Consider the following 24,858-nt stretch of genomic DNA (forward strand, 5'->3'; position numbering starts at 1 on the left):
TTATTCGTTTCGCTATAAGCGAATTTTGCTTATTAGTTACATAGTTTAGCAAATTTTACGGAACTTGTCAACGGACATTTTTTTGTTTTTTTCCGTCCTATGTGGACAACCCTTCGTGTCATTTTTTACCAAAAGAAGAGTCAGACAGTTTTACAAACCGTCTGACTCTTCCTGTTTTATCGATCAACAATCACTTTTCGGGGTGATGTCATCCTCATACACTGAAGCAGCTTATCGTTTGGTTCAAATAAAATTTTAACCGTTTCTGAACCAGACTGACTGATTAACGTATAGGTTTTTTTCCCATTGACATGAGAAGAAAAATCCAATAACTTCATATTGCTTGTTTCGTGATTTTTCACCTCATCGGAATCGGTTGGTGCAACAATTTGAACCTCATCCATCGTTCCTTCCCAGGCTTTTTTTCTCTTGCTCCTGCCATAGATACGGTCGATGGTAATCATGTTTGTCACAAATAAGTATTCGTATTCTACCTCACTGTTGCGGAATACAAAATATGTGCCTGCACCAACTGCAAACAAGATGATCACTCCAAAAATCCCAAATGCTGGTGTAATGGATAAGAAAATTGCGATCACGCATAATATACCCATCAAGATTTTCAACAACATGGTATAGGCCGGAGACTTTCGCTTCACGAGCCACTCTGCATACATTTCATTCATAAAGATACCGGATCCTTTCTTCTTGCAAGTCTGCCACCTACGGCATAATGGGATACCTGCAAGGATTCAATCACCTTATTACATCATATCCATTCCGCCTGGCGCTGGAAGTGCAGGTGTCTTTTCTTTAATACTAGCAACAACTGACTCAGTTGTCAATAAGGTAGATGCAACACTGGTTGCATTCTGGAGTGCACTTCTGGTCACTTTCGTAGGATCAAGTATTCCTGCTTCCACCATATCCACATAAGCTTCATTGTATGCATCAAAGCCTACACCGACTTTTGATTCTTTTACTTTATTAATGATAACGTTGCCTTCCAGACCCGCATTGGCTGCAATGTGGTATAATGGAGCTTCTAGTGCTTTTAAGATGATCTTTCCACCTGTTTTTTCATCACCCTCAAGACCCGTTACTACATCATCAATCTCTTTGATGGCATGAATGTAAGCAGAACCACCACCTGCAATAACGCCTTCTTCTACGGCTGCTCTTGCTGCGGATAACGCATCTTCCATACGAAGCTTTGCTTCCTTCATCTCTGTTTCAGTTGCCGCACCTACACGGATCACTGCAACACCACCGGATAATTTAGCAAGTCTTTCCTGTAATTTCTCTTTGTCAAAGTCAGAGGTAGTCTCTTCAATCTGCCCTTTGATCTGACCAATTCTTGCGGTGATCTCTTCTTTATCTCCGCATCCGTCAACGATAACGGTAGTCTCTTTCTGAATCTTAACGGATTTTGCACGGCCCAAAAGATCAAGAGTTGCTGTCTTTAAGTCATAGCCAAGTTCTTCAGAAAGTACTTTACCACCTGTTAAAGCAGCGATATCCTGAAGCATCTCTTTTCTTCTATCTCCGTAACCTGGAGCCTTTACTCCTACTACGTTGAAAGTTCCTCTTAATTTATTAACGATTAAGGTAGTTAATGCTTCTCCTTCAATATCCTCAGCGATAATAAGAAGTCTGGAACCAGACTGAACAACCTGCTCTAATAATGGGAGAATTTCCTGAATATTTGATATCTTCTTATCTGTAATGAGAATGTAAGGATCATCAAGATTCGCTTCCATCTTTTCCATATCTGTACTCATATAGGCAGATACATACCCTCTGTCAAACTGCATTCCTTCTACAAGGTCCAGTTCTGTCATCATAGTCTTTGATTCTTCAATGGTAATAACACCATTGTTAGAAACCTTTTCCATAGCATCTGCTACCATCTCACCTACTACATCATCTGATGCTGAGATTGCTGCGACTCTTGCAATGGAAGCTTTTCCTTTGATTGGCTCACTCATCTTTGCAATCGACTTGATTGCAGCGTCAGTTGCCTTCTTCATTCCTTTTCTTAAAACGATAGGATTCGCACCTGCTGCCAGGTTCTTCATTCCTTCATTGATCATAGCCTGTGCTAGAACAGTCGCTGTTGTAGTTCCGTCCCCTGCGACATCGTTTGTCTTTGTTGCAACTTCTTTTACCAGCTGTGCTCCCATATTTTCAAAAGAATCTTCCAGTTCGATCTCTTTTGCAATGGTTACTCCATCGTTGGTGATCAAAGGTGCGCCAAAGGATTTATCAAGTACAACGTTTCTTCCTTTCGGGCCTAACGTTACACGCACGGTATCTGCTAACTGATTCACTCCTGACTCAAGTGCTTTTCTGGCTTCTACGCCAAATTTAATCTGTTTTGCCATGTTTCATTCCTCCAGTTTTCTTCTTAATTTATCTGTGATTTATTAAGGAAATCACACCTGCTTACTATTTAGAATCCTTCTGTTATCGCTGCAGTCTGAAACAATTATTCAATGACTGCTAAAATATCATTCTGCTTAACAATGACATACTTCTCATCGTCTTCTCCGGTCTCAATTTCTGTACCAGAATACTTGGAGAAGATTACTTTATCGCCTACTTTAACCTGCATAGTAACTTCTTTGCCATCTACCAGACCGCCTGGCCCTACTGCGATGACTTCCGCCTGCTGTGGCTTTTCTTTTGCCTGCCCTGGTAAAACGATACCGGACTTTGTTGTCTCCTCTGCAACCAATGGTTTTAACACAACTTTGTCAAATAATGGCACTAACTTCATTGCAATTCCTCCTCATAGCTTTCTGCTTATTTTTTTCTTTCCGCGCTCAGAAAGAAGTTATATTTTAATCACATAATAAGTTATATCACTCATTATTAGCACTGTCAATAGTTGAGTGCTAATTTTATATTTTTTTTACAATTACTACTAGATTATCCGTTTTTTACCTTTACTTACTTAGTTTATAGAAATTTTCTTATTATATACCTTTCTTTTTTTCTATATAAGTATTACAATACAATAGAGAATGAAAGGAGTGTTTCATATGGCGAAAATGGGTAATGGTTTTGGGAAATTCGTGGCACTTGCTACAATCGCCGGCGCTGTTGCTGCTGGTATCTCTTATTTTACCAAATACAAATCCTTCCACAAAGAACTGGAAGAAAACTTCCATGATTTTGAAGATGACGGAAATGATGACATTTCAAAAATTGACAGTACGATGAATCGCAATTATGTTTCCTTAAATGCCAGTAAAGACGAGTTTAAGGTCGCAGCATCAGACATGGCAGATGCCGCAAAAGATGCAGCAAATGCAGCGAAGAATCTGGTTAAAGATGCAGCCAATCTCGTAAGTGATACAGCGAAAGATGCAGCGAGTGCCGTAGCTTTTTCAACAATGGATAAATTGGAATCCGATAAAGAACAAACAGAAGAAGACCAAGATATAACGGAAGACGGAGGGCTAGATTACACTGCTTCCAGAACGGGACAACCTGATTTTACACCACTCGAAGAGACGGAAGATCCTTCTTCCGATCATGCGACTACAATTGTCGAAGAAGAGATCCAGTAGGATCGTATAAAAAAGAGTTGTCACCTTTCTAATTTCGAACTAGAAAGATGACAACTCTTTTTTATCTTAATTCTCCATACGACGAAAGACTGGACTTAAACGTTTAACCATGTATACCGAAAAACAGGTTTTAAAAAGATCTCCGAACAGAAACGGAACTGCGCACACCAACAGCGCCGGTAAAAATCCGGTATGGGTTATGGCAGAATACCATATGGTTCCAAACCCATAGGTAACGATCCAGCCCACATACATAGCCATAAAGATAACAAAAACTGATTTTTTTCCGAAATGCTCCATGATAAGACCTGACACATAAGCAGCCATTATGTATGCAAGGATATACCCTCCAGTGGGACCTATGATGACTCCAAGTCCTCCTGAAAACCCACTAAATACGGGCAAACCTACCATTCCCATCAAAGCATAAGCAAACTGGCTTAGCGCCCCATACTTAGATCCCAGCAGTCCCGCTGCAACAAAGGTTGAGACATGAACCAGATTGATGGGAACCGGACCAATGGGTATGGATATTTGTGCCAAAATTGCATTCAAGGCTGCAAACAGTGCACATAATGTTACTTGTTTCGTCGTTGAATTCATCTAAAATACCCCCTGTATCATATGTGATTTTACATCATTATACAGAGGGTATCTTTAATTGTCAACCTTTTTTATTTTTATAGTTAACATTTGCAATCCATGTGTTTCTTACTTTTTATCATAAAGAAATTTCTCAGGCAGAGTGACCTGGAAATCACGTGCCAGATCACGGAAATTATCTGGAGTTATGGTCTTTAATTTATCTGGTCGTATGGATAAAACTTTTACAAGTATTTCCGCAGACTTTTCAATCGTATGCATCAAACCAAAGGTTAAATCAAAATCTTCCCCTGAGGCAAACAGACCATGATGTGCCCAGACTGCCGCATCGTACTGCTTCATTAATTCACTGGTTTTAATTGCAATCTCTTGTCCACCCGGCACCATCCAGTCTACCACACCGACTCCAGACGGGAATACTACGGGACATTCGGTAGCCATCTCCCACAATTCTCTGGTAAATACTTCTGCATTAAGAGGAAGCACAAAAGTCAGTGCAATTACGTTGGTGGGGTGCGCATGATAAATAACCCGGTGTTTTCCACCTGTCACATCTTTTTTCACTTCATGATTCATTAGATGAGAGGGAAGTTCACTGGTTGGTCTTCCACCATTTATAAGCCCCCATAAGATCCGATAGTTATCTCCTGTTTCATCTACTTCTATCAAACAAAGAGTGGAGGCAGGATCCAAGATCACATTCCGGAAATACTTTCCGCTTCCAGTTACCAGAAAGTATTCTCCTGCCAATCCACTAACATTGGTTCCAATCGGCTGCCAGGCTGCCTCTTTGTTTAATTCATCTTTGATCAGTTCCTTCTCTTCCACCTTTAATCGATAGCTTAGATTGCCGCCATTGCGCTCATGCCAGTTCTGTTGAAACCCATCGTCACACATACGGATAAAGCCTTTTACAAATTCTGCATCTAATATTTTCATGTTTATTCTCCTCTATTTACGGTTTATCAGCACTTCTTTTTCATAAGAAAGGATCTCCTGAAACCAGTCTTCTTTTGCAGGCACTTCATTTAACTCGCAAAAATAATTCCACACATCTCCCAATGGATACAGTTTGATTTCCTCTTGGAGTACCATAAGCTCTGTAAAATTACGAGTTTCCTGTAAGGATGCTAGTTTATCATTTGGAAGAAGCAGAGCGTAAAGCAATGCTTTTTGCATATTGCGCATTCCCACGACCCAGGCACTTAACCGGTTAATACTGGCATCAAAAAAGTCCAGAGCCAAAAGAACTCTGTCTGCCCCACCACGCACAATTTCTTTGGCAATCTCTTTTGTCTCATCATCAAATAACACCACGTGATCACTATCCCAACGAACGGGGCGGGTAACATGTAACGCTACTTTATCAAAAAATAATAGCATGGAAGAAATCTTATCGGATACTACTTCTGTGGGGTGATAATGTCCACTGTCTAATAGACACAGAATCCCATTTTTCGAAGCATAATTCATATAAAATTCATGGGAACCTACGGTATAACTCTCCATCCCAATTCCAAATACTTTAGATTCAACCGCTGCATATACCTTGGACTTATCATATTCCATAGAAAAAATCTGATCCAGAGAGTCCTTTAACCGCGCTCTGGGTGAAGTCCGGTCTGCGGGAATATCCTTCATTCCGTCCGGAATCCATATATTCATCGTACAAGGAGTTCCAAGCTCCTTTGCAAAATATTCAGAGATTCGGATGCATGCTTTTACATGACGGATCCAAAACCCACGGATCTCATCATCCTCACTAGATAACGTAGCCTGTTCCGCTTTCGGATGGGAAAACAAAGTAGGATTAAAGTCAATTCCCAGTCCCCTTTCTTTTGCAAAGGTAACCCATTGTTTAAACTGTTCTGGTTTCAGTTCATCTCTGTCTGCCCATTCTCCATCGGCAAAGATGGCATAACTAGCATGCAGATTAATTCGATGCTTTCCTGGAATCAGACGAAGCACCTGATCCATATCCGCCATCAGTTCTTCCGGATTCGTGGCCCGTCCAGGATAATTTCCTGTCGTCTGAATTCCTCCAGATAATGCACCTGCACCATCAAATCCTGTCACGTCATCCCCCTGCCAACAGTGCATGGAAATAGGTATGTTCTTTAACGTTTCCATTGCTTTTTCAGTATCCACCCCAATGGATGCATACGCTTCTTTTGCTGCTTCATATTTTTCTTTGATTGACATATGGTTATTCCTCCTGTTATGGTTTAATCGAAATGAAATACTGGTTTTAAGTCATCTGATACTGGGCTATTATCCGAATTTGTCTCCATAATATCCGCCATGTAATCCCACCATTTTCGATTAATGGTCGTATCACTGAAACAAGCCCAGCGTTCTTCCTCTTCTATTTCTATATATCCATAAAGAACATTGGTCTCTTCGTCTAAAAAAATAGAATAGTTTCCTCCTCCGTACTCATGAATCTTTTCTTTCATTTCCGGCCAAAGTTTATTGTGCCGTTTCACATATTCTTCGGCTTTCCCCTTGTTTAAATACATTTTAAACGATTTTCGGATCATTGAATTCCCCTCCTTGTATTTGTGTAATCGGAACGTATTTCATGATAGCAAAGGAATGCAAAACAGCTTCTCTTGCCGCCTTTAATCCGTCATACTCTCCAGCTTCTATCATTTGAGCCAACAGATTACCAATGGCCGTTGCTTCTCCAGGTCCTGCATACACTGTTTTTTTCGTGAATTCAGCCGTTAACTGATTCAGATAGGAAGCATGAGAACCTCCTCCCACCACATGAATGACCGGATAAGTTTCACCGGTGATGGATTCTAACTCCTCCACCGCTTCTTTGTAACACACAGCGAGACTGTTATAAATAACAGCTGCAATCTCTCCTGCCGTTTGGGGAATCTCCTGATTCTCAATTTTGCAATAGTCCTGTATCGCCAAAATCATACTCTCTGGTGCCAGAAACATACTGTGATTGCAATCAACCAAAGATGGAATTGTCTCCATAGAAGCCATCTCACAAAGCTGAGAAAAAGAATAATCGGCTCCATTTTTATGAAATTCTGCTTTGACCGACTGGATCATCCACAATCCCATAATGTTTTTTAAATACCGAACTCTATGTTCATATCCACCCTCATTGGTAAAGTTCGCCTTCCTGCTTTTCAGAGAACAATCTGCCTTTGGTCGTTCTGTTCCAAGTAAAGACCAGGTTCCGGAACTGATATAGAGAGGATTGTCCTTTAAATCTTCTTGTTTGGAATAAAATGGAATTGCCATCACTGCGGACGCAGTATCATGAGTGGCTGGAAGAATCACCTTACAGTTAAAGCCCACTTCCTCTTGTATTTCCTCTGATAGTCCCCCTACTAAGGTTCCAGGCATGGATAAAGGTTTAAATAGTTTTTCAGGAAAACCAAGTGCTTTAATTAGTTCATAATCCCAGTCTCCCGTTTGGGGACTTACCAGTTGCGTTGTCGTAGCATTTGTGTATTCCTGTTTTTTAACTCCCGTTAAGCGATAGTTAAAATAATCGGGAATCATCAACAAAGAGTCTGCTCTTTTTAACGAATCCAGATTGGATTCCTTCACTGCCATAAGCTGGTAGATGGTATTAAAGATCTGTTTTTGAATTCCAGTTCTCTCATAAAGAGCTTCCTGTGAAATAATTTCATACACTTTTTCATCCATTCCTTTAGTTCTTTCATCCCGATATCCCACGGCATCCAAAAGAATCTGTTCCTTCTCATCAAGAAGAACAAAATCAACTGCCCAGGTATCAATTCCCATACTAACAGGAATTTTTCCCAACTTCTTACATTGCTTCATCCCCTCTTTGATCTCACGACATAATGACTCAACATCCCAACATATCTGTTTGTTTTTACGCTTTAATCCATTTTCAAAGCGATAGATCTCTTCCAGTACGATCTTGTGATCCTTCACCGTACCAAGAATATGACGTCCACTGGAGGCTCCTATATCAACTGCCAGATAATAACGTTCCATTCATACCACTCTCCTCTGTTTGCTTCTTTTATCATATCGGATTTTATCAAAAAAAATAAGGACGTTGTTTACAGAAAACTACGTCCTTATTTGCATTTAGTTTTTAAGTTTGTTTTAATTTTCTGTAGAAGAAATCAGCAGATCTTTTAAATCCATAATTGACATCTCATGCTCGTCCAATATCGTTGATACTTCCTTAAACTGTTCCATCTTTATTTTATCCACAATAGTTTTTTCTTTTTCTTCTAAGGAAGTTAGGCTTTCCTTATTCTCTCTTATCGAATCCTGTACCTGACGTAATTCTTCTTCTAATTTTTCTAACGGTGATTTTCTTACTCCTCTAGGCATATTTCCCCTCTCCTTACCATTTTATTTTGCAACCATATATAACCAATTATATGCAAGAATCCGTTTCTTTATAACTCATTTCCATTTATTTATCCGTTTTTTAATTGTTACTTAACGCTTCTTATGTGTGAGAAATAAGATTTTTTTCCCGGTATTCTTTTGGAGACATACGATAATAGTTTCGGAAAATACGATAAAAATAACTGGTATTATCATATCCAACTGCAGTGGAAATATCCATGATACTAAGTCTTGTATTCAATAGAAGAAACGATGCCTGATTGAGACGTTTGATCTGAAGAAGTTCTTTATAAGTATGTCCGGTTAATCGTTTAATCGTACGGCTCAGCCAGTATATCTGATAGTTTAACTGTTTTGCCAACTCTGTTAATTCTCCATCCTTATAGTTTTCATCAATAAACTTTAATACTTGGAATACTAGTTTTTGATCATAACTTTCTATGGTATGGCTGATTTTATCTGTATAATGCATGAGCTGCAAAAACAAAAGCCCCATAGTGATTTGATTGATGCTTCTTTTATTGGGTTGATCATAAAGAAGCGTCCAAACCATGTTTTCTATCAGGTTCTGAACCGGTAAAACATCTGCTACCCGAAAATGAAGATAACTTGCATAACGGGAATCATAGCAGAGGCATCCCACTAAAAAATCTCTTAATAGATTTTCCTCTTCTCCCATCATCTCAAATGTGGTATCAAAGAATTCTGGAAGTATAATAAAATTAACTGCCAGATCTTCTTCCTTTGCAGGTAGTATCTCCTGCGTCGCATGCTGGTTTAAAAAAAGTAATTCTCCTGCTTTTAAAACCACTTTTTCTTCATCAATATAATGCGTCGTCTCGCCTTTTAGCATATAGATTACTTCAATATAATTATGTTTATGCCTTGGGAAATGTACAAAACGAGTATGAGGCCGAATCCGAATCAAGGTTTTGTGCTCCAGCATCTTTTTGCTATCAATCACCATATCCCTTCCTTCGGTATACCGTCTTTTGTCAATTCCCGACCGTCCATTTATGATCTCTTTTTCTTCCTCTGTTATGATGGAAAGACGATCAATCATATCCTGGTTCACGGGTCGATTCCCCCTTTATTAAAATTGTCAAAAACAATCAAGTTTTTCCACCGGCTTTCTTTTATCCCACGTTCCGTAAGCAAATAGACATGTTCTTTGTCTTCTTTTGCCGGTAATTTATAAACCAGAGAACCGTCTTCTTCCAGATCCTGTATCCAACGATCGTCAGGCACAATCACTCCGTCTTTCACCTGAAACTGCCATTGAGCCGTATCTCCAGATGCATTGGTACTGGTATATACGATCTCTCCCTGCATCAGATCCTTTTGAAACATTCCTTTTTTCGCCGTTTTAACAGCCATCTCTTGTTCCATCTCATCATAATAACGATATCCACATTCTCCCTCTCCGTTCATCTGTCCGTTTTGAAACATTCCGTAAGAATAATCATATCGTTTTCCCTCTTTCAGCTTAAGCACAGATAGAAGTGTTCCCTTTCCATGGGGCTTTCCGTCCACCATTTCTCCATAATAACAGATTGAGGATTTTAAGAACACCAGACCTTTTCCCGTTCCCAATTTCGTTTTTATGGTATTCCCATCAAAGAAAAAAGGATACACGTCAAATGGAACTTCATATCCATAAAGTACTCTGGCTGCTCCCTCTAAATCCCCCTCCATAAACTGACCGGTGAGCTTTAGGAGTCCCTCTTTGTCTGTCGCCGTAAAAGGGATGTTATCCTTTATCGCATGGAACAGGGTATTCACATTTTCCGTTTCGCTGGTTGTACTAACATCTAGCCTCGTCTTTTTCTCACCGCCAAAAAATCCTGCATTGCTCAATCCGAATAGCAAAATCACAGTCAAACTCAATGAAATCAATGTCTGTAAGTTCCCATTCTTCCAGCCTTGTTTTTCATTTCTTTTCACCAGACTCCTCCTTATCCTGTAAAACCCATGCTTCTCTTAGAAGTTTTAAACCTTTTATAATCTCTTCTTCTGTAAGTTTAGCAAAGCCGAGAATAACCGTGGACGGATACATATTCGGTTCCTCATGAATAAAACAGTCAGAAAGACCATATACTTTGACCTTTAATTTCTCCGCTTCTTTTATGAGTTTTGTTTCTGTCCTTTGCCACCGGTCAGTAAGAAGAAGATGAAGCCCTGCATGTTCCCCTTGTATTTTAAAAGTACCTTCAAATGATTTAAGTCCTGCTGTGAGTACTGCATGTTTCGCTTTGTAAACAGCCCTCATTCGGTTTAAATGTCGTTCGTAATGTCCCTCCGCCATAAACTGATATAGAATGTTTTGATCGATTCTTGAAACAGTAGAAGCATAAAAGCTAACTTTTTTTTGATATTGTTCATACAATCCTTTGGGGAGTACCAGATAACTGACCCGAATGGCAGGAGCTATGGATTTTGAAAAGGTTCCAGAGTAGATAACTCTTCCTCTCTCATCCATACCCTGAAGCGCAGGAATTGGTTGTCCCTTGTAGCGAAATTCACTGTCATAGTCATCTTCAATCAGATACCTATCTTCTTTCCGATACGCCCAGGAAAGAAGTTCCTGTCTCCGTTTTACGGGCATGACAATCCCTGTTGGATATTGGTGGGAAGGCATAACATAGGCCGTGTCTGCTCCACTTTCCTCAAGTAGCTCTGCATTCATTCCATACCGGTCCATGGCCACGGGAATCACTTTATATTTGAGACTATCAAAGACACGGTATGCCTGTTTGTAAGTAGGATTTTCCATTGCAATCATCCGTTTATCCCCAAGGATCTGGGATAAAAGCATCAAAAGATATTCACTTCCCGCTCCTACAATGATTTGTTCTGCTTGACAATTGACACCTCTGGCGGTATGAAGGTAGTTTCGTATGGTTTCCCGAAACCCTGCTTCCCCCTGAGGGTCTCCAGGCACAAACATTTCTCTGTTGTCATCGATCAGCGTATATTTAGAAATCTTTCTCCACGTATTAAAAGGAAAGGTACCCAGATCAATTCCTCTCGGTGAGAAATCCACACACCAATCCGTCTTACCACACTTAATCGGATAGGACGGTGTGATAAGAAAATGGCTTTTTTCCGTATTTTTTCGTTCTGGCTGAATCAAACGATCTATCTTTAAAACATAATATCCCTTACAAGGAATGGACTCAATATATCCTTCTGACATCAGCTGTTCATAGGCCATCTGAGTGGTACTTCTGCTCACTTTTAAATGTTCTGCCAACTGCCTGGTTGAGGGAAGACGCATTCCAGGTTTTATATTACCTTTTTTAATCTCCGCCTTAATGTATTCATAAATCTGACTGTAATAGGGAAACTGGGGCTGATTTATTAAGGGAATGATCAGTTCCATCGCATACCTCCTGTTGCCATATTGGAAAAAATGCCGCACGTTTTCCTTTCTCACATGCAGCATTTTCTCTTGACTGGCCTAGCTGCCTGTCATTGATGTTTTATTTATTTGTTTATCTTAAAGGAACTCTTTAACGATACGATTCTGTTAAATACCAAATGTTCTGGAGAACTGTCTTTGCTATCTATACAAAAATAACCGTTTCTTACAAACTGGAAGCTGTCATAGGCCTTCGCCTCTACAAATCCCGGTTCCACAAAACAATCCTTTAATACAGTTAAGGAATTGGGGTTTACATTTAAGCTTCCATCCTCGTTTAATTTTCCTTTTTCTTCATCTACAATATTCTCATAAAGTCGACATTCTGCTTTTTTTGCCGTGTCTGCATTCACCCAGTGAATGGTACCTTTTACTTTTCTACCAGTAAACCCTAAACCACTCTTAGTTTCTGGATCATAAGTACAGTGAACAACCGTAACATTGCCGTCAGAATCTTTTTCACAACTGGTACAGGTTACAAAATAAGCGTTCATTAAGCGGACTTCGTTGCCTGGGAACAGGCGGAAATACTTTCGAACAGGTTCTTCCATAAAATCTTCCCGTTCAATGTAGAGTTCTCTCCCAAACGGTACTTTTCTCTCTAAAAGTTCTGGATTTTCCATGTTGTTGGATACAGTAAGAGATTCCACTGTACCTTCTGGATAATTATCAATCACCAGTTTGATTGGGTCCAAAATCGCCATCATTCTCGGTCTTTTTAACTTTAAATCTTCCCGGATGCAGTATTCTAACATCGCATAATCCACAGAACTGTTCGCTTTTGATACGCCAACCAGATCTACAAACATACGAAGGGATTCAGGAGTATAACCTCTTCTTCTTAAAGCTGCTATGGATACCAGTCTTGGATCATCCCAGCCGTCTACAATCTGATCCTCTACCAACTTTTTAATATAACGCTTACCGGTTATCACATTGGTAAGATAGAGTTTTGCAAATTCAATCTGACGAGGAGGATTTTCAAATCCACATTCTTTTACCACCCAGTCATACAGTGGTCTGTGATCTTCAAATTCCAGAGTACAGATGGAATGGGTGATCTGTTCAATCGCATCTTCAATGGGATGGGCAAAATCATACATCGGATAAATGCACCATGCATCCCCCGTATTGTGATGATTCATACGTGCCACACGATATATAACCGGATCACGCATGTTAATGTTCGGAGATGCCATATCAATCTTGGCGCGGAGCACCTTTTCCCCGTCTTTATATTTTCCTTCTCTCATCTCTTCAAATAACTTTAAATTTTCTTCCACGCTTCGGTTTCTATAAGGACTTTCTTTCCCTGGTTTTTTAAAATCTCCCCGATAGGAACGAATCTCTTCTGCAGTTAAATCACAGACATATGCATTCCCTTTTTTTATTAAGTATACGGCACATTCGTACATCTTTTTAAAATAATTGGACGCATAGAAAAGACGATCTTCAAAATCTGCACCCAGCCATTTAACATCTTCCATAATGGATTCCACGAATTCGGTTTTCTCTTTTGTCGGATTTGTATCATCAAAACGGAGGTTGAACTTTCCACCATACTTCTTAGCCAGACCATAATTAAGAAGAATTGATTTAGCATGTCCGATATGCAGATAGCCGTTTGGTTCCGGTGGAAATCTGGTTTGCACATGATCATAAACGCCTTCTAAAAGATCCTTGTCTATCTCCTGTTCAATAAAATTTTTAGAAACCACTTCATCTTTGTTTTCTTCCATCTCTCTTCCTCCATGTCAGTCATTCCAATAATAAACTATCATATCACAGATCCTATCTTTCGAAAAGGGGGGTCTTCCCTCTTTCTGGTACAGTGTCATGGAATTCCAATGACAAGGAACGTTAGATTTTTCTCTATCTTTTGTTAACTGTTACCATAATCTCCCATAATCTTTTACATTTATATGTATATTTTTACAATTTTCTAGCAAAAACAAACTTGCTTTGCAATGCTTTTTGGAATATACTTGAATCAAAATATAAGATAATGGGGGTATTAATGGTGAAAATTTTCAAACGGTCAACATATTCATTTCGTAGAAATATCAGAGTAAAAATCACCGTATTTTTTCTAATTTTAGTCATAACAATTGCTTCTGCACTAACCTACTTATTATATATGCAGAGCTATCACATGATAACCCAAAAAGCAGCCGACGAAGCCTACCGGACAGTTTTGCAATCTAGTAAATATGTGGATTTGGAACAGTTTACGAAACTAACTTCCAAAAACGATGAAAACACCACTTATTATACGGAGCAAAGAAATGATTTAATAAAAATGAGAGAATTAAGCGGAGCTAAGCATATTTTTACTATGAAAAAAACAGAGGATGGAAACTTCATGTATGTAGTAGATGGTTCTGCAGAAGATGAGTTTTCCCATATTGGTGATACGGAAAAATCCAATTTTGCCTACGAACAGGCATGGAATGGAACCGCCTATACGGACCATAAATTAAATGTTGTGGAAGGATGGGGGATTTACATCAGTTCATATTATCCCATAAAAAATAAGCAGGATAAAGTTGTTGGTTTTATCGGTGTGGACTTTGATGCCGAAACCATCTATCATCAGCTTAACAATCTTAAGAATTTATGTTATCAGATAATGGCTGTTTTTACCGCAATTATATTTCTATCTGGATACTTTCTTTCTGGTAAGATCGCCCATTCCATTCAGTGTGCAGCCGACTATTCCAAAATGCTGGCTGAATTTAATTTAACAAATTCATTTTCCAAAAAGGAACTGCGAAAAAAAGATGAGTTTGGTATACTAGCAAATTCTTTGGATGGCATTCGAAATAATTTTAAAACTATCATCGGAAAAATCAATGCTTCCTCTCAACAAGTTGCTGAAACAGCCCTCCAGTTAACCGCTGCTTCTAATGAATCAGCAAGAACCGTAGAAGAAGTCTCCAATAAGATCCAGGGTATCTCCAAAAGTTCCATTTTGCAAACGGACAGTACCAGAAAAGGAACTGGACAATTGACGCTGTTAAGCGATGTAATCGATCTAAATTTAGATTCTGCCACTCATATCAATACTTCCATTCGTGATGTAACAGAAGTCATTGACAATGGGTCTGCGGAAATGGAAAATCTGTATAAGATAACAGAAGAAAGCAACGATGCGAATGTAACAATTTCTGATTTGGTTATAAAAACAAATGAAAGTACAGAAAAAATAAGCAATGCAAGTAAACTGATCTCTTCCATCGCGATGCAGACGAACCTCTTAGCTTTGAATGCTTCTATAGAAGCGTCTCGTGCCGGTGTAGCAGGAGAAGGATTCCGAGTTGTGGCTTCCGAAATCAAAAATCTAGCTGCACTATCCGCTGATTCCTCCAAGGAGATTGAAGATATTGTTTCTGAATTACAATCCAACGCCAAAAATGCGGCAAGCACCATAAGCAGAATTAAAACGATTACCACAGAACAGACCCAAAGCGTAGCTAACAGCCGCTCAAACTTTCTATACATAAAAGATGTCATGGAAAAATCCCTAGATGCTATGGATCAGCTAAATCACACAGGGGAAGAAATGTATCAAATGAAAAATACGATGTTAACCATATTGGATCATTTATCCGAGATTGCGGTTGAAAATTCAAAGAGTTCCGAAGAAGTTAAGTGTTCCATTGAAAACGAATCAGAAGCATTGGAAGAAATCGCATGTTCTAGTGATGTACTATCCAGATTGGCAGATGAACTGCATCAATTAATATTAGAATTTAAAATTTAGATTTGTTGAACGCTCCTTTCATGTGTCTGAATATCAAAAAATGCGGATTCCGAAGAATCCGCATAGGTAACACGCTCATGTATCATTCCTTATAATTCATGGCTGAACTGAAAATCAGAAACAAGTTCTTTTAATATCTGCGCCTGACTTGAAAGTTCTTCACTAGAAGCAGCACTTTCTTCTGCTGTAGCCGCACTGGATTGTACCACAGAGGAGATTTGGTCAATACCAGAACTGATCTGATTGACTGATATTGCCTGGTTCTGAGATGCTTCGGAAATCTTCTTTAATAAATCTGCCGATTTTTCAGAGGACTCTGCGATCAGATTCAAAGATCTTGCCGTCTCATTGGCAATGTCTGTTCCCTCTTTTACTGATTTTAAAGAATTTTCAATCAACTCGGTCGTATTCTGAGATGCTTCGGAACTTTTTCCTGCTAGGTTGCGAACTTCATCCGCAACAACAGCAAACCCTTTTCCTGCTTCTCCTGCACGAGCCGCTTCTACGGCTGCATTTAATGCCAATATATTCGTCTGGAATGCGATATCCTCGATTGTCTTAATGATCTTACCGATCTCACCTGAGGAATTATTAATTTCGTTCATCGCACGAAGCATAGAATTCATATTATTTTTACCTGCCTCCAGTTCCTTTGAGGTCTCTTGTGCCTGATTGCTTGCGGCATCTGAATTCTCAGAGTTTTGCTGGATCTGAGACGTAACTTCACCAATGGCTGCAGCCAGCTGCTCAATGGAACTTGCCTGTTCCACGGTTCCCTGACTCAACTGCTGTGCTCCGGCAGAAACATGGGATGAACTGTTGTTAACCTGTTCTGCAGATTGGTTGATTTTTAATAATGTATCTCCAAGACGATCAGAAATCGCTTGGATCGATCTATGTATGGTTTCAAACGCTCCTAAATATTCCACATCTGTTTGGATTCTGAAGTCTCCGCTTTCCATACGATTTAAATTATTGGTCACGTCATAAATAACACTCTTTAAATAACTCTGCATCTGACGGAAGCAGCTTGCCAACGTTCCAAATTCATTCTTGGCATCAAAATCTATCTCTTTGTCAAGATTACCCGTCTCAATACTCCTAGCTGCATCCAGTAATAATTTCAAAGGTTTCATGATGATCTGGAGTAACACGACTAAGAACAATACGGTAAGAAGTAAGGCAATTGCAAAAAACACCACCGTAATTAACATTGCTATTTGAGACCTTTTTATGGCACCATCCCTAAAACCATGTGCATTGTTCGATGCAGCGGTAATAACCGCATCAATTTTTGCAATGGAAGACTGTTCTAATTCCCGGTACTCTTTTGCTTTCTCTTTGGAGACTTTCTGACCAGAATCAAGAGCGGTTACCAGTTCATTCCCTTTCTTTCCCCAAGCGTCTACGGTATCAAGTATATCAAGAAAGGTATCGCTGGTTTTCGATCCTTTGTCGACCTTATTGTTCTCAATCTCATTCAGCTTTTCAAGTGCTCCGGTTAAGTTGGCTTTCTGTTCTTCGGACATCGGCTCTCCGTATAAGACCCAGTCTCTCATTCCATCACCAGTCTGTGCAATTTTACTCTTTACTTCCCAAAAACCCACAAGGTTTGTATGGGGCATATCATATAGAACTCTTGTATTAGTAGCCATAGTCTGTATGTTGCTGATGCTAAAGACACCCAATCCCAAAAACAGAATCAGTTCAATTCCAAAGCAAAAAATCAACAGATTCTTAAGCTTTACATCTCTTACAAGTTTACTAATTTTGTTCATAGTAACCTCCAGTTTTTTATTTTCATTATTAATATCGAACGGAAACCCTCTATTAATAATACTTTTATAAAAAATCTGTCGAATTTTGTGCTATTATCTTACAGAACCTCCGCAATTCTCCTTATTCTGTACAAACTGACCATTGATCCAGTCTATAACTAGAGACAACCCCTCCTCTGTGAATGGAAACATTTCTTTTCGTTTTAGTTCTTCTGCGGTTTTTTCGTAACAATAAGGTCCCGGATAGACAGCAACTTCAAATTGTTTTTCCTTTCTTGCCACTCGGTAACGCAGCCCTTTCATACTCCCAGTATAACTTTCTTTTTCAAAAAACTGTATTGGTACAAATGTCTCTTTCTCTATCAACTAAATCTCCTCATTCCTGAATCTACTTTATAACACTCTAGTCTGCTCCCGGACCAATTTCTTTTTTTCTGTATCCTTTATAAGCTCCCGGACCAATCTCTTTTTTCTTCTCATCAAAAAAAATATCTGATTGTGATACTTCCTTCGTGGGAAGCTCTCTAGTCGTCTCTTCCACAGACTCTCTGGTGCTTGCAGTTGTCTCCTCTCTATCAGATGCCTGCGGTGGATTTGTTTTCGTCTCCTGAGAGACCTGGGTTGATGTTGGCTGGGATGATGTTGGCTGCGTTGGCGCCTGAGTTGGTGCCTCTGTCGGCTCTATTGGCTTTCCTGATGGCGTAGAAGTCTTTTTTGACTCTGTTCCTGGCAGATTATAACAAAGGACAGGGATTTTTGCTGTAATGTTTTGAAAAATTGTTTTTGCCACACCTGGTGGTAAGTTGATGCATCCATGAGATCCCCCTGCTTTATAAATAGATCCTCCAAATGCCTTGCGCCATGTCGCATCATGCATACCAACATTCCCATTAAATGGCATCCAGTAAGATACCGGTGTACTGTAATTTTCACCTTTTAAAGTCGCATCCTTTTGCTTATATGTCAGAGAGTAAACCCCAACCGGAGTTGACCAACCTTTCGACTCATTCCCTGATACAAAATCAGAGTCGATTAACAATCTGCCATTCTTGTAAAAATATAAATGCTGGGCTGTTAAATTAATCTCAACGTAAGTATCTCCATAATCCACTGCCCCCCTGCTTGCCGCCGTCTGTTGATAGACTGGTTCTCTCACCTGGCTTTTCCCCGATCGGATAATCTCAGCTAGTTCATCTGCCTCTGCACTCTGATTGATCTTCCAGCCATAGCTTCCGCCTTTGACCTTCACAGTCTCTCCAGATGAGGTTTTCAAACGCTTCGCGCTGGTGAATGTATCATATTTTGATGCCAATTCCTTTACATATGCAGTTACCTTTGAGCTGTTAATAAATACGTTCCCATCTGCTCCTACATCGATCCAATGGGATATTGTATTGCCATCTATAATATTCTTTGCGTTCCCAAACGTGTATGTAATCATAACATTTGCGTATTTGTTTCGGGTTTGAACTTGACTGATTAAACCAGGATCCTGAGTGGGAATACTAGGTTTTTCATAGATCTCTTCCTCTTCTAGAGATAACTCTGGTTTTAATTTCAATACGGAATCTATAATCTGAGCTTTTAACATTTCCGGATCTACCTGGTTGCCTTCTTTCGCGGGAATAATATGATATCCTTCCCCTGGCTTATATTCCGATATCGTGGCATCTTCCGGTTTTATAACCTGTTTCTCTGAGAGACAAATTAACCTAGATATTGCTTGGTTCAGCTGATTCTCATCGTATTGGATCATAGTATCAAGGTCAAGCTCTCTGCTCACTTTTCTTTGTTTTGCCCATTCAATTGGCTTCTGTTCTGCCAGCAGCTTTTCCAAACTTCCGTCAAACACAGACTCCAGACGGATGTCACTGCCCTTAATTTCTTCAGTTCTTCCTTCACGCTCAATGAGCGTAAGTTTATAATCTGCAATTCCTGAAGCAATCTGATTCTTCACCTCTTCTACCGACATTTTGGAGGCATCGATTCCATTGATCATCGTGTTTGGGAAAAAAACATACTTGTATTGTCTTCCAATCTGAAAATAGATCAGCGAAGCGATCAGTACTACTCCGAATAATGTACTCCCCCCGATTATTGCCAAACTCTTTACGCCAAACGATCTTTTCTTTCTACTACGGGGTTTTTGTTTATCCATTTATTTCCTACCTCTTTACTAGCCTTTATGTTTCACTATATTATACCTGAGAAAGTCAAATTATGTCTAAAGTTTTCCAGTATTTTTTTTGACGTTTTTATTACGATTCCAAAATCGCTGAAATAGTATTTTCATAATAAACCACCCGATCTCATAAAATAGAATGAAATCAATGCGAAAGAGATTTGTCATGGCACAATACATACCTGTATATGGAATTGTCAGTTCAATTACTGCTTTCAATGAATCTCCTGCGAATCAGAGCTGCACCGTTCTTATTTCTATCAATACCCCCAAGCTAGAGCAGATAAATTTTTTGGTCACTCCTCAGACCTATGTTGTAAATCAACATACTTTTAAAACCGGCAATGCAATTGTAGCTCTATACGACTCCACGATTCCGGTTCCACTGATTTATCCCCCTCAATATACAGCCGTAGTCCTAGCAGAACATAACATAGGTACGCTTGTAGAATTGGATTATTTTAATGAATATTTACAAAACACATCACAAACCTTACAGCTGGAGATCCCTGAAGATGGAAACACTCTAATTCTACTGTCCAATGGGCAGATTTCTTTCGAAGCCCCTGAAAATCATTACCTTTTCGTCATCTACCCATCCGGAAATGATGTTGTCCCGGTCGTTACAATTCCAATAAAAGTCATTGTATTTTGTACTCCATAAGGTTCGATTCATTTTTCTACAAAAAAGCTGTTTTCCACTCGCTCAGCAGTGAAAAACAGCTTTTTTAATTCTTAATAATGACAAATCACAGGAATTCCTGGAGAAACAAGAGAAAATAAGCCTTTTGCTTTTTGTGGTGGCAGATTGATACAGCCATGGCTGCCACTTTTTTTATATATCGTTCCACCAAACTTACTTCTCCAGTTTGCATCATGAAAACCAATTCCACCGTTAAATGGCATCCAATAATTCACATGACTTTCATATTCATAGGTTCCATCCGGCTGCTTCACTCCTCGCAGAATCCGGTCGGTCTGTTTGTAGTTAAGGGTGTAAATCCCTTCCGGTGTGGTATGATTCTTCGCCATATTTCCAGTCACACAAGGGGAATCCCATGTCATTACCCCATTCTGATACATGTAAACATGCTGAGCCGCCATATCTACCTCAATGTATGTATTGCCCCAATCTGTGTTTCTATCTGACGCTGCCAAACGATATTGGGGTGTTCTTTCCTGACTTTGTCCTGTACGTATCATAGCAATCAAAGCCTGGGTCTCTGCCGCCTGATCCATCTGCCAGCCGTAGGCACCGTTTAAAGGCAGTTCTCGTCCATCTGTAGAACGAAAGATCCGAGGTCTTCCATACGTATCATGACGATCTGCCAGTTCCTTGATATACGCTCCTGCTAAATCTAGCTTTACACGAACCTGATTGTCTTCCATTCCATCAATCCAGGAGGCAATTGTCTCTCCCTTTAATTCCTCTGACTGATCTCCAAACCGATAGGTGATATTAAGATCTTTGATCTTATTTAAAGCATTACAATGGGCAATCAAACCAGTATCATCTGAGGAAACCGTGACCACATCATAGCTGCCCGTATCTTCCAGACTAATATGTGTAAATTCTTGGTTAAGAGCCGCCTCAATGGCACCTTTTAATTTATCTTTATTTACGCTATTGCCATATGCCTCTGGAATAATACGAAACGGTTCTCCCTCTTTCCAAGAAGAAATCTGGGCATTGGTGGTGGGTATCGTCTGATTGTTGTCGAGACAGTTTAACGCAAGTAAGATATGATTCAACTTTTCTTTGTTATAAATTACCGTGCTTTTTAATGTATGACTGTTATCTTCGTCCGGACCTGCTAAACGCCCAGAAGCATTCTGTTGTGTAAGAATTTGTTCAAGCCCGTCCGTGATTTTCACCTGATAATCAATCTCTGTCCCTTTGATCACCTCGGTTTTATCTTCTCTCTCTTTTAAAGTAAGATTGTATTCTCTTCCATAAAAACCCTCAATCTGTATCTTTGCCTCTTCCACGGTCATACCACCAACTAATACTCCATTTACTCTGGTACCGGGTACAAACTTAGAAGCTTGATCAGCCAGTGCAACCTTCGTACCTGACAGCATAAAAACCACTGCCAGCAAAACGCTTAATCCCATTATTCGTACGTGATTTCGTTTCTTGTTCATCTACTTCAAATCCTTTTCCTAATATTGTGGATTTAATTTCCACCATACCATAGGTTAGCACGATTTTTAAAGAATGACAAGTGGAAGTGGGACATTTAACTCAAACAACTGGCATTTTCGCATTCACAGGGTTTTACTGTAATGGAGGCAATTTTCTGATCCTCTAAATATCCTAAGGCTGAAAGTCCGGCCTTTACAACTAAATTCCACTTTTTCGCTGATAAATGATACGTAGTTTCGTCATCTAAAACCACAGTACATGCATCTTCCATAGAGCAAGACTCTGAAAAGGCAATCTTATACATGTTTTTCCGGCTGATGGCACCGATTTCTTCCAGTACATTTACCATACGATAAACCGTAGCCGCACCAATACTGTCATCCAATCTAGATGCTTTATAATATATTTCTTTACAGCTAGAACAATCGTGTTCTAGTATGATATCCAGTAAAGTCTGCCGTTGTCTCGTAATCCTGCAGCCTTTCTCTTTTAGTTTATCAATGATGATTTCTTTTTGCATTTTTGATCGATGATAGCTTCTAGAGTTAGAGGTTTTTCTGTTTTCCAAAACATTGCTTTGATTCTTCATATTCCCACCTCCCTATATCTAACCCACTATTCTCAATGACAGTGGCCTCCACAATGGGAGCATTCCCCACCGCATTGAATGGATTTTCCGCTTTTTTTTGCTTTTACTAAACTTCTGACTGCCATAGCTGCCACTCCAGTAACTACGATAAATACAACTAAGGTTCCCATACTCCTCCTTTCAGATGAGCCTGCATCCTCATACAGGCCCTGACTTATTTTAGTTTCTTATTTGGCACCTGCTGCACGTCTATGGTCCAGACAAGATACCGTCTTTTTCTGCCCAGGTTTCATCATTAAGTATATAAAACCAGCCACCAGTAAAAAAGCGACAACGGTTAAGATTCCAAACGTTCCTTCTGTCATTAAAGTTCCAATCTGATAAACACACAGAGCAACAACATAGGCAAGCAAGGTCTGATACCCTACCGCAAACCAGAACCATCTAGTATTATTCATCTCTCGTTTAATCGCTGCCATCGCTGCAAAACACGGAGCACAGAGGAGATTAAACACAAGGAAGGAATAGGCAGCAACTGCTGTCATACTTCCAGCAAAATTCCCCCAGATCTCGGAACCGTCTTCTGCAACTTCCGCAAAGCCGTAGAGAATACCAAAGGTTCCAACAACGTTTTCTTTTGCCACCAAACCAGTGATCGCAGCAACGGTAGATTTCCAATCCCCCCATCCAAGAGGAATGAAAATCCAGCTGATTGCACTTCCCACTGCAGCTAAAATACTATGATCTAGTTCCATTTGATCTAACATCCGAAATTGACCATCTATCCAGCCGAAATAGGAGGCGAACCACACAACGATGGTAGATAATAAAATAATGGTTCCTGCTTTCTTAATAAAGGACCAGCCTCGTTCCCACATACTTCTTAATACATTGCTGACCGTTGGCATATGATAGGCCGGAAGTTCCATAACAAAAGGTGCCGGATCACCAGAGAACATCTTGGTCTTCTTTAATATAATTCCAGAACAAATAATGGCTGCAATTCCTATAAAATAAGCACTCGGTGCTACCCAGGATTCTCCGCCAAACAAAGCGCCCGCAATCAAAGCAATGATTGGAAGCTTTGCACTGCAAGGAATAAATGTTGTCGTCATAATTGTCATTTTACGATCTCTGTCGTTTTCGATGGTTCTTGAAGCCATGATTCCAGGAACTCCACATCCGCTTCCAATTAACATTGGAATAAAGGATTTTCCGGAAAGACCAAATTTTCGGAAAATACGATCCATGATAAACGCAACTCTTGCCATATATCCGCAGCTTTCTAAGAAAGCAAGGAAAAAAAACAGAACCAGCATCTGAGGTACAAAGCCTAATACTGCACCAACTCCAGCTACAATTCCATCAAGAATTAAGCCCTGAAGCCAATCTGCACAGCCTACCGCCTGCAGCAGTCCTCCTAACACAACTGGTACGCCAGGAATGTCAAGTCCAAAGAAAGTAAATCCATCCCCAAATACTCCATCATTGGCCCAATCTGTTGCCCAGGTCCCAACTGTCGTTACGGAAACATAATAAACAAGAAACATCACTGCTGCAAAGATGGGCAGTGCCAGGAACTGATTGGTGACGATATGATCAATTTTATCGGATATCGTGAGCTTATTTTTATTGCTTCTTGTAAAGCACTCATCAATGATGGAAGAAATATAAATATATCGTTCATTTGTAATGATACTCTCTGTATCATCATCCATCTCCTGCTCAATTCTGGTGATCTCTTCCGTCACATCCGGTACAGCCTTCATCCGAATCTGGATCTTTTCATCCTTTTCTAACAGCTTAATTGCAAAGAAACGTCTCTGCTCTTCGGGAATGTCACTGCCAAGCTTTTCTTCAATGGAATCTAAAACCGATTCCACCTCAGGTGCAAATTTATGAACAAGTGTCTTTCTGTCCTTACGATTTGCAACACCCACAGCTTTTTCTGCTGCCTTTTGGATTCCAGTTCCTTTTAAAGCGGATATCTCAACCACTTCACAACCAAGTTTCTGACTTAGTTTGCTAATATGTATCTGATCCCCGTTTTTTTCTATGATGTCCATCATATTGACAGCCATGATCACTGGAATTCCTAGTTCCATAAGCTGAGTGGATAGATAAAGGTTTCGTTCAATGTTCGTCCCATCAACGATATTAAGAATAGCATCTGGGCGTTCCCCGATGAGATAATTTCTGGCGACCACTTCTTCCAGTGTATAAGGAGAAAGGGAATAAATTCCCGGAAGGTCCATAATTATCACATCTTTGTGACCTTTTAATTTGCCTTCTTTTTTTTCAACCGTAACTCCGGGCCAATTCCCCACAAACTGATTTGATCCCGTAAGCGCATTAAATAGCGTTGTTTTTCCACAGTTTGGATTTCCTGCTAATGCAATTTTAATTGACATACTCTACCTCTTTCTACATGTAAGGATT

Annotated in this window: 23 protein-coding genes; 3 read left to right on the forward strand and 20 right to left on the reverse strand. The window is 39.7% G+C overall.

Annotation, left to right across the window (positions count from 1 at the left end):
* Positions 1 to 176: 176 nt before the first annotated feature.
* The 3 genes from EFT72_RS14680 to EFT72_RS14690 all read right to left on the reverse strand — a co-directional run bounded on the left by EFT72_RS14680 (position 177) and on the right by EFT72_RS14690 (position 2,779).
* Positions 177 to 686 carry a DUF6106 family protein gene (locus tag EFT72_RS14680; protein WP_124067673.1) on the reverse strand — a complete coding sequence of 170 codons (510 nt, stop codon included), beginning with the start codon at positions 684 to 686 and terminating at the stop codon, positions 177 to 179.
* A 78-nt stretch (positions 687 to 764) separates the two neighbouring features.
* On the reverse strand, positions 765 to 2,384 hold the full coding sequence (gene groL / locus EFT72_RS14685) for a chaperonin GroEL (RefSeq protein ID WP_124067674.1): 1,620 nt from the start codon (positions 2,382 to 2,384) through the stop codon (positions 765 to 767).
* Positions 2,385 to 2,488: 104 nt separating this feature from the next.
* Entirely contained in the window at positions 2,489 to 2,779 is a 291-nt protein-coding gene (locus EFT72_RS14690; RefSeq protein ID WP_124067675.1) for a co-chaperone GroES, read from the reverse strand.
* 265 nt (positions 2,780 to 3,044) lie between these two features.
* On the opposite strand from EFT72_RS14690, the gene EFT72_RS14695 reads away from it, so the two are divergent.
* Positions 3,045 to 3,575 carry a hypothetical protein gene (locus EFT72_RS14695; RefSeq protein WP_243110027.1) on the forward strand — a complete coding sequence of 177 codons (531 nt, stop codon included), beginning with the start codon at positions 3,045 to 3,047 and terminating at the stop codon, positions 3,573 to 3,575.
* Between the two features lie 66 nt (positions 3,576 to 3,641).
* On the opposite strand, the gene EFT72_RS14700 is transcribed toward EFT72_RS14695, so the two are convergent.
* The 10 genes from EFT72_RS14700 to EFT72_RS14745 all read right to left on the reverse strand — a co-directional run bounded on the left by EFT72_RS14700 (position 3,642) and on the right by EFT72_RS14745 (position 13,700).
* Complete coding sequence (locus EFT72_RS14700) at positions 3,642 to 4,178, reverse strand: biotin transporter BioY (protein ID WP_124067676.1); 537 nt, start codon at positions 4,176 to 4,178, stop codon at positions 3,642 to 3,644.
* A gap of 108 nt (positions 4,179 to 4,286) precedes the next feature.
* Positions 4,287 to 5,117 carry a rhamnulose-1-phosphate aldolase gene (gene rhaD, locus EFT72_RS14705; protein ID WP_124067677.1) on the reverse strand — a complete coding sequence of 277 codons (831 nt, stop codon included), beginning with the start codon at positions 5,115 to 5,117 and terminating at the stop codon, positions 4,287 to 4,289.
* Between the two features lie 12 nt (positions 5,118 to 5,129).
* The gene (locus tag EFT72_RS14710; RefSeq protein ID WP_124067678.1) at positions 5,130 to 6,380 is read right to left on the reverse strand and encodes an L-rhamnose isomerase; all 1,251 of its coding nucleotides are present in this window, start codon (positions 6,378 to 6,380) and stop codon (positions 5,130 to 5,132) included.
* Positions 6,381 to 6,403: 23 nt separating this feature from the next.
* Entirely contained in the window at positions 6,404 to 6,718 is a 315-nt protein-coding gene (gene rhaM / locus EFT72_RS14715) for an L-rhamnose mutarotase (RefSeq protein ID WP_124067679.1), read from the reverse strand.
* On the reverse strand, positions 6,699 to 8,171 hold the full coding sequence (gene rhaB / locus EFT72_RS14720; RefSeq protein ID WP_124067680.1) for a rhamnulokinase: 1,473 nt from the start codon (positions 8,169 to 8,171) through the stop codon (positions 6,699 to 6,701). The genes rhaM and rhaB overlap by 20 nt, the downstream gene beginning before the upstream one ends.
* A gap of 114 nt (positions 8,172 to 8,285) precedes the next feature.
* A complete protein-coding gene (locus tag EFT72_RS14725; protein ID WP_124067681.1) occupies positions 8,286 to 8,519 on the reverse strand; it encodes a hypothetical protein in 234 nt (77 codons plus the stop codon).
* A 121-nt stretch (positions 8,520 to 8,640) separates the two neighbouring features.
* On the reverse strand, positions 8,641 to 9,615 hold the full coding sequence (locus tag EFT72_RS14730; protein ID WP_124067682.1) for an AraC family transcriptional regulator: 975 nt from the start codon (positions 9,613 to 9,615) through the stop codon (positions 8,641 to 8,643).
* Positions 9,612 to 10,484: a hypothetical protein gene (locus tag EFT72_RS14735; protein WP_124067683.1), complete on the reverse strand. Its 873-nt coding sequence runs from the start codon at positions 10,482 to 10,484 to the stop codon at positions 9,612 to 9,614. The genes EFT72_RS14730 and EFT72_RS14735 overlap by 4 nt, the downstream gene beginning before the upstream one ends.
* Positions 10,471 to 11,922: a PLP-dependent aminotransferase family protein gene (locus tag EFT72_RS14740; protein WP_124067684.1), complete on the reverse strand. Its 1,452-nt coding sequence runs from the start codon at positions 11,920 to 11,922 to the stop codon at positions 10,471 to 10,473. The genes EFT72_RS14735 and EFT72_RS14740 overlap by 14 nt, the downstream gene beginning before the upstream one ends.
* Before the next feature lie 104 nt (positions 11,923 to 12,026).
* The gene (locus tag EFT72_RS14745) at positions 12,027 to 13,700 is read right to left on the reverse strand and encodes a glutamine--tRNA ligase/YqeY domain fusion protein (protein WP_124067685.1); all 1,674 of its coding nucleotides are present in this window, start codon (positions 13,698 to 13,700) and stop codon (positions 12,027 to 12,029) included.
* 413 nt (positions 13,701 to 14,113) lie between these two features.
* Here EFT72_RS14745 and EFT72_RS14750 point away from each other — a divergent pair, with 413 nt between their 5' ends.
* Entirely contained in the window at positions 14,114 to 15,724 is a 1,611-nt protein-coding gene (locus EFT72_RS14750; RefSeq protein WP_164473171.1) for a methyl-accepting chemotaxis protein, read from the forward strand.
* A gap of 89 nt (positions 15,725 to 15,813) precedes the next feature.
* Here EFT72_RS14750 and EFT72_RS14755 read toward each other — a convergent pair whose 3' ends face one another.
* The 3 genes from EFT72_RS14755 to EFT72_RS14765 form a co-directional block, all read right to left on the reverse strand.
* On the reverse strand, positions 15,814 to 17,502 hold the full coding sequence (locus tag EFT72_RS14755) for a HAMP domain-containing methyl-accepting chemotaxis protein (RefSeq protein ID WP_124067687.1): 1,689 nt from the start codon (positions 17,500 to 17,502) through the stop codon (positions 15,814 to 15,816).
* A 93-nt stretch (positions 17,503 to 17,595) separates the two neighbouring features.
* Positions 17,596 to 17,868, reverse strand: coding sequence for a GNAT family acetyltransferase (locus EFT72_RS14760; RefSeq protein WP_124067688.1), 273 nt, complete (start codon positions 17,866 to 17,868; stop codon positions 17,596 to 17,598).
* 37 nt (positions 17,869 to 17,905) lie between these two features.
* Positions 17,906 to 19,660 carry a L,D-transpeptidase family protein gene (locus EFT72_RS14765; protein WP_124067689.1) on the reverse strand — a complete coding sequence of 585 codons (1,755 nt, stop codon included), beginning with the start codon at positions 19,658 to 19,660 and terminating at the stop codon, positions 17,906 to 17,908.
* A 190-nt stretch (positions 19,661 to 19,850) separates the two neighbouring features.
* Between EFT72_RS14765 and EFT72_RS14770 the strand changes: the two genes are divergently transcribed.
* Positions 19,851 to 20,348 carry a hypothetical protein gene (locus EFT72_RS14770; protein WP_124067690.1) on the forward strand — a complete coding sequence of 166 codons (498 nt, stop codon included), beginning with the start codon at positions 19,851 to 19,853 and terminating at the stop codon, positions 20,346 to 20,348.
* 71 nt (positions 20,349 to 20,419) lie between these two features.
* Here the strand turns inward: EFT72_RS14770 and EFT72_RS14775 are convergent, their stop codons facing one another.
* The 4 genes from EFT72_RS14775 to feoB form a co-directional block, all read right to left on the reverse strand.
* Entirely contained in the window at positions 20,420 to 21,829 is a 1,410-nt protein-coding gene (locus EFT72_RS14775) for a L,D-transpeptidase family protein (RefSeq protein WP_124067691.1), read from the reverse strand.
* A gap of 95 nt (positions 21,830 to 21,924) precedes the next feature.
* Complete coding sequence (locus EFT72_RS14780) at positions 21,925 to 22,419, reverse strand: transcriptional repressor (RefSeq protein ID WP_124067692.1); 495 nt, start codon at positions 22,417 to 22,419, stop codon at positions 21,925 to 21,927.
* Between the two features lie 32 nt (positions 22,420 to 22,451).
* Positions 22,452 to 22,589, reverse strand: a complete 138-nt coding sequence (locus EFT72_RS14785) for a FeoB-associated Cys-rich membrane protein (RefSeq protein WP_124067693.1) — start codon at positions 22,587 to 22,589, stop codon at positions 22,452 to 22,454.
* A 57-nt stretch (positions 22,590 to 22,646) separates the two neighbouring features.
* Positions 22,647 to 24,830, reverse strand: coding sequence for a ferrous iron transport protein B (gene feoB, locus EFT72_RS14790; protein ID WP_124067694.1), 2,184 nt, complete (start codon positions 24,828 to 24,830; stop codon positions 22,647 to 22,649).
* Between the last annotated feature and the right edge of the window lie 28 nt (positions 24,831 to 24,858).

It is taken from the genome of Clostridium sp. E02 (genome assembly GCF_003833015.1).
Taxonomy (GTDB): domain Bacteria; phylum Bacillota; class Clostridia; order Lachnospirales; family Lachnospiraceae; genus Lacrimispora.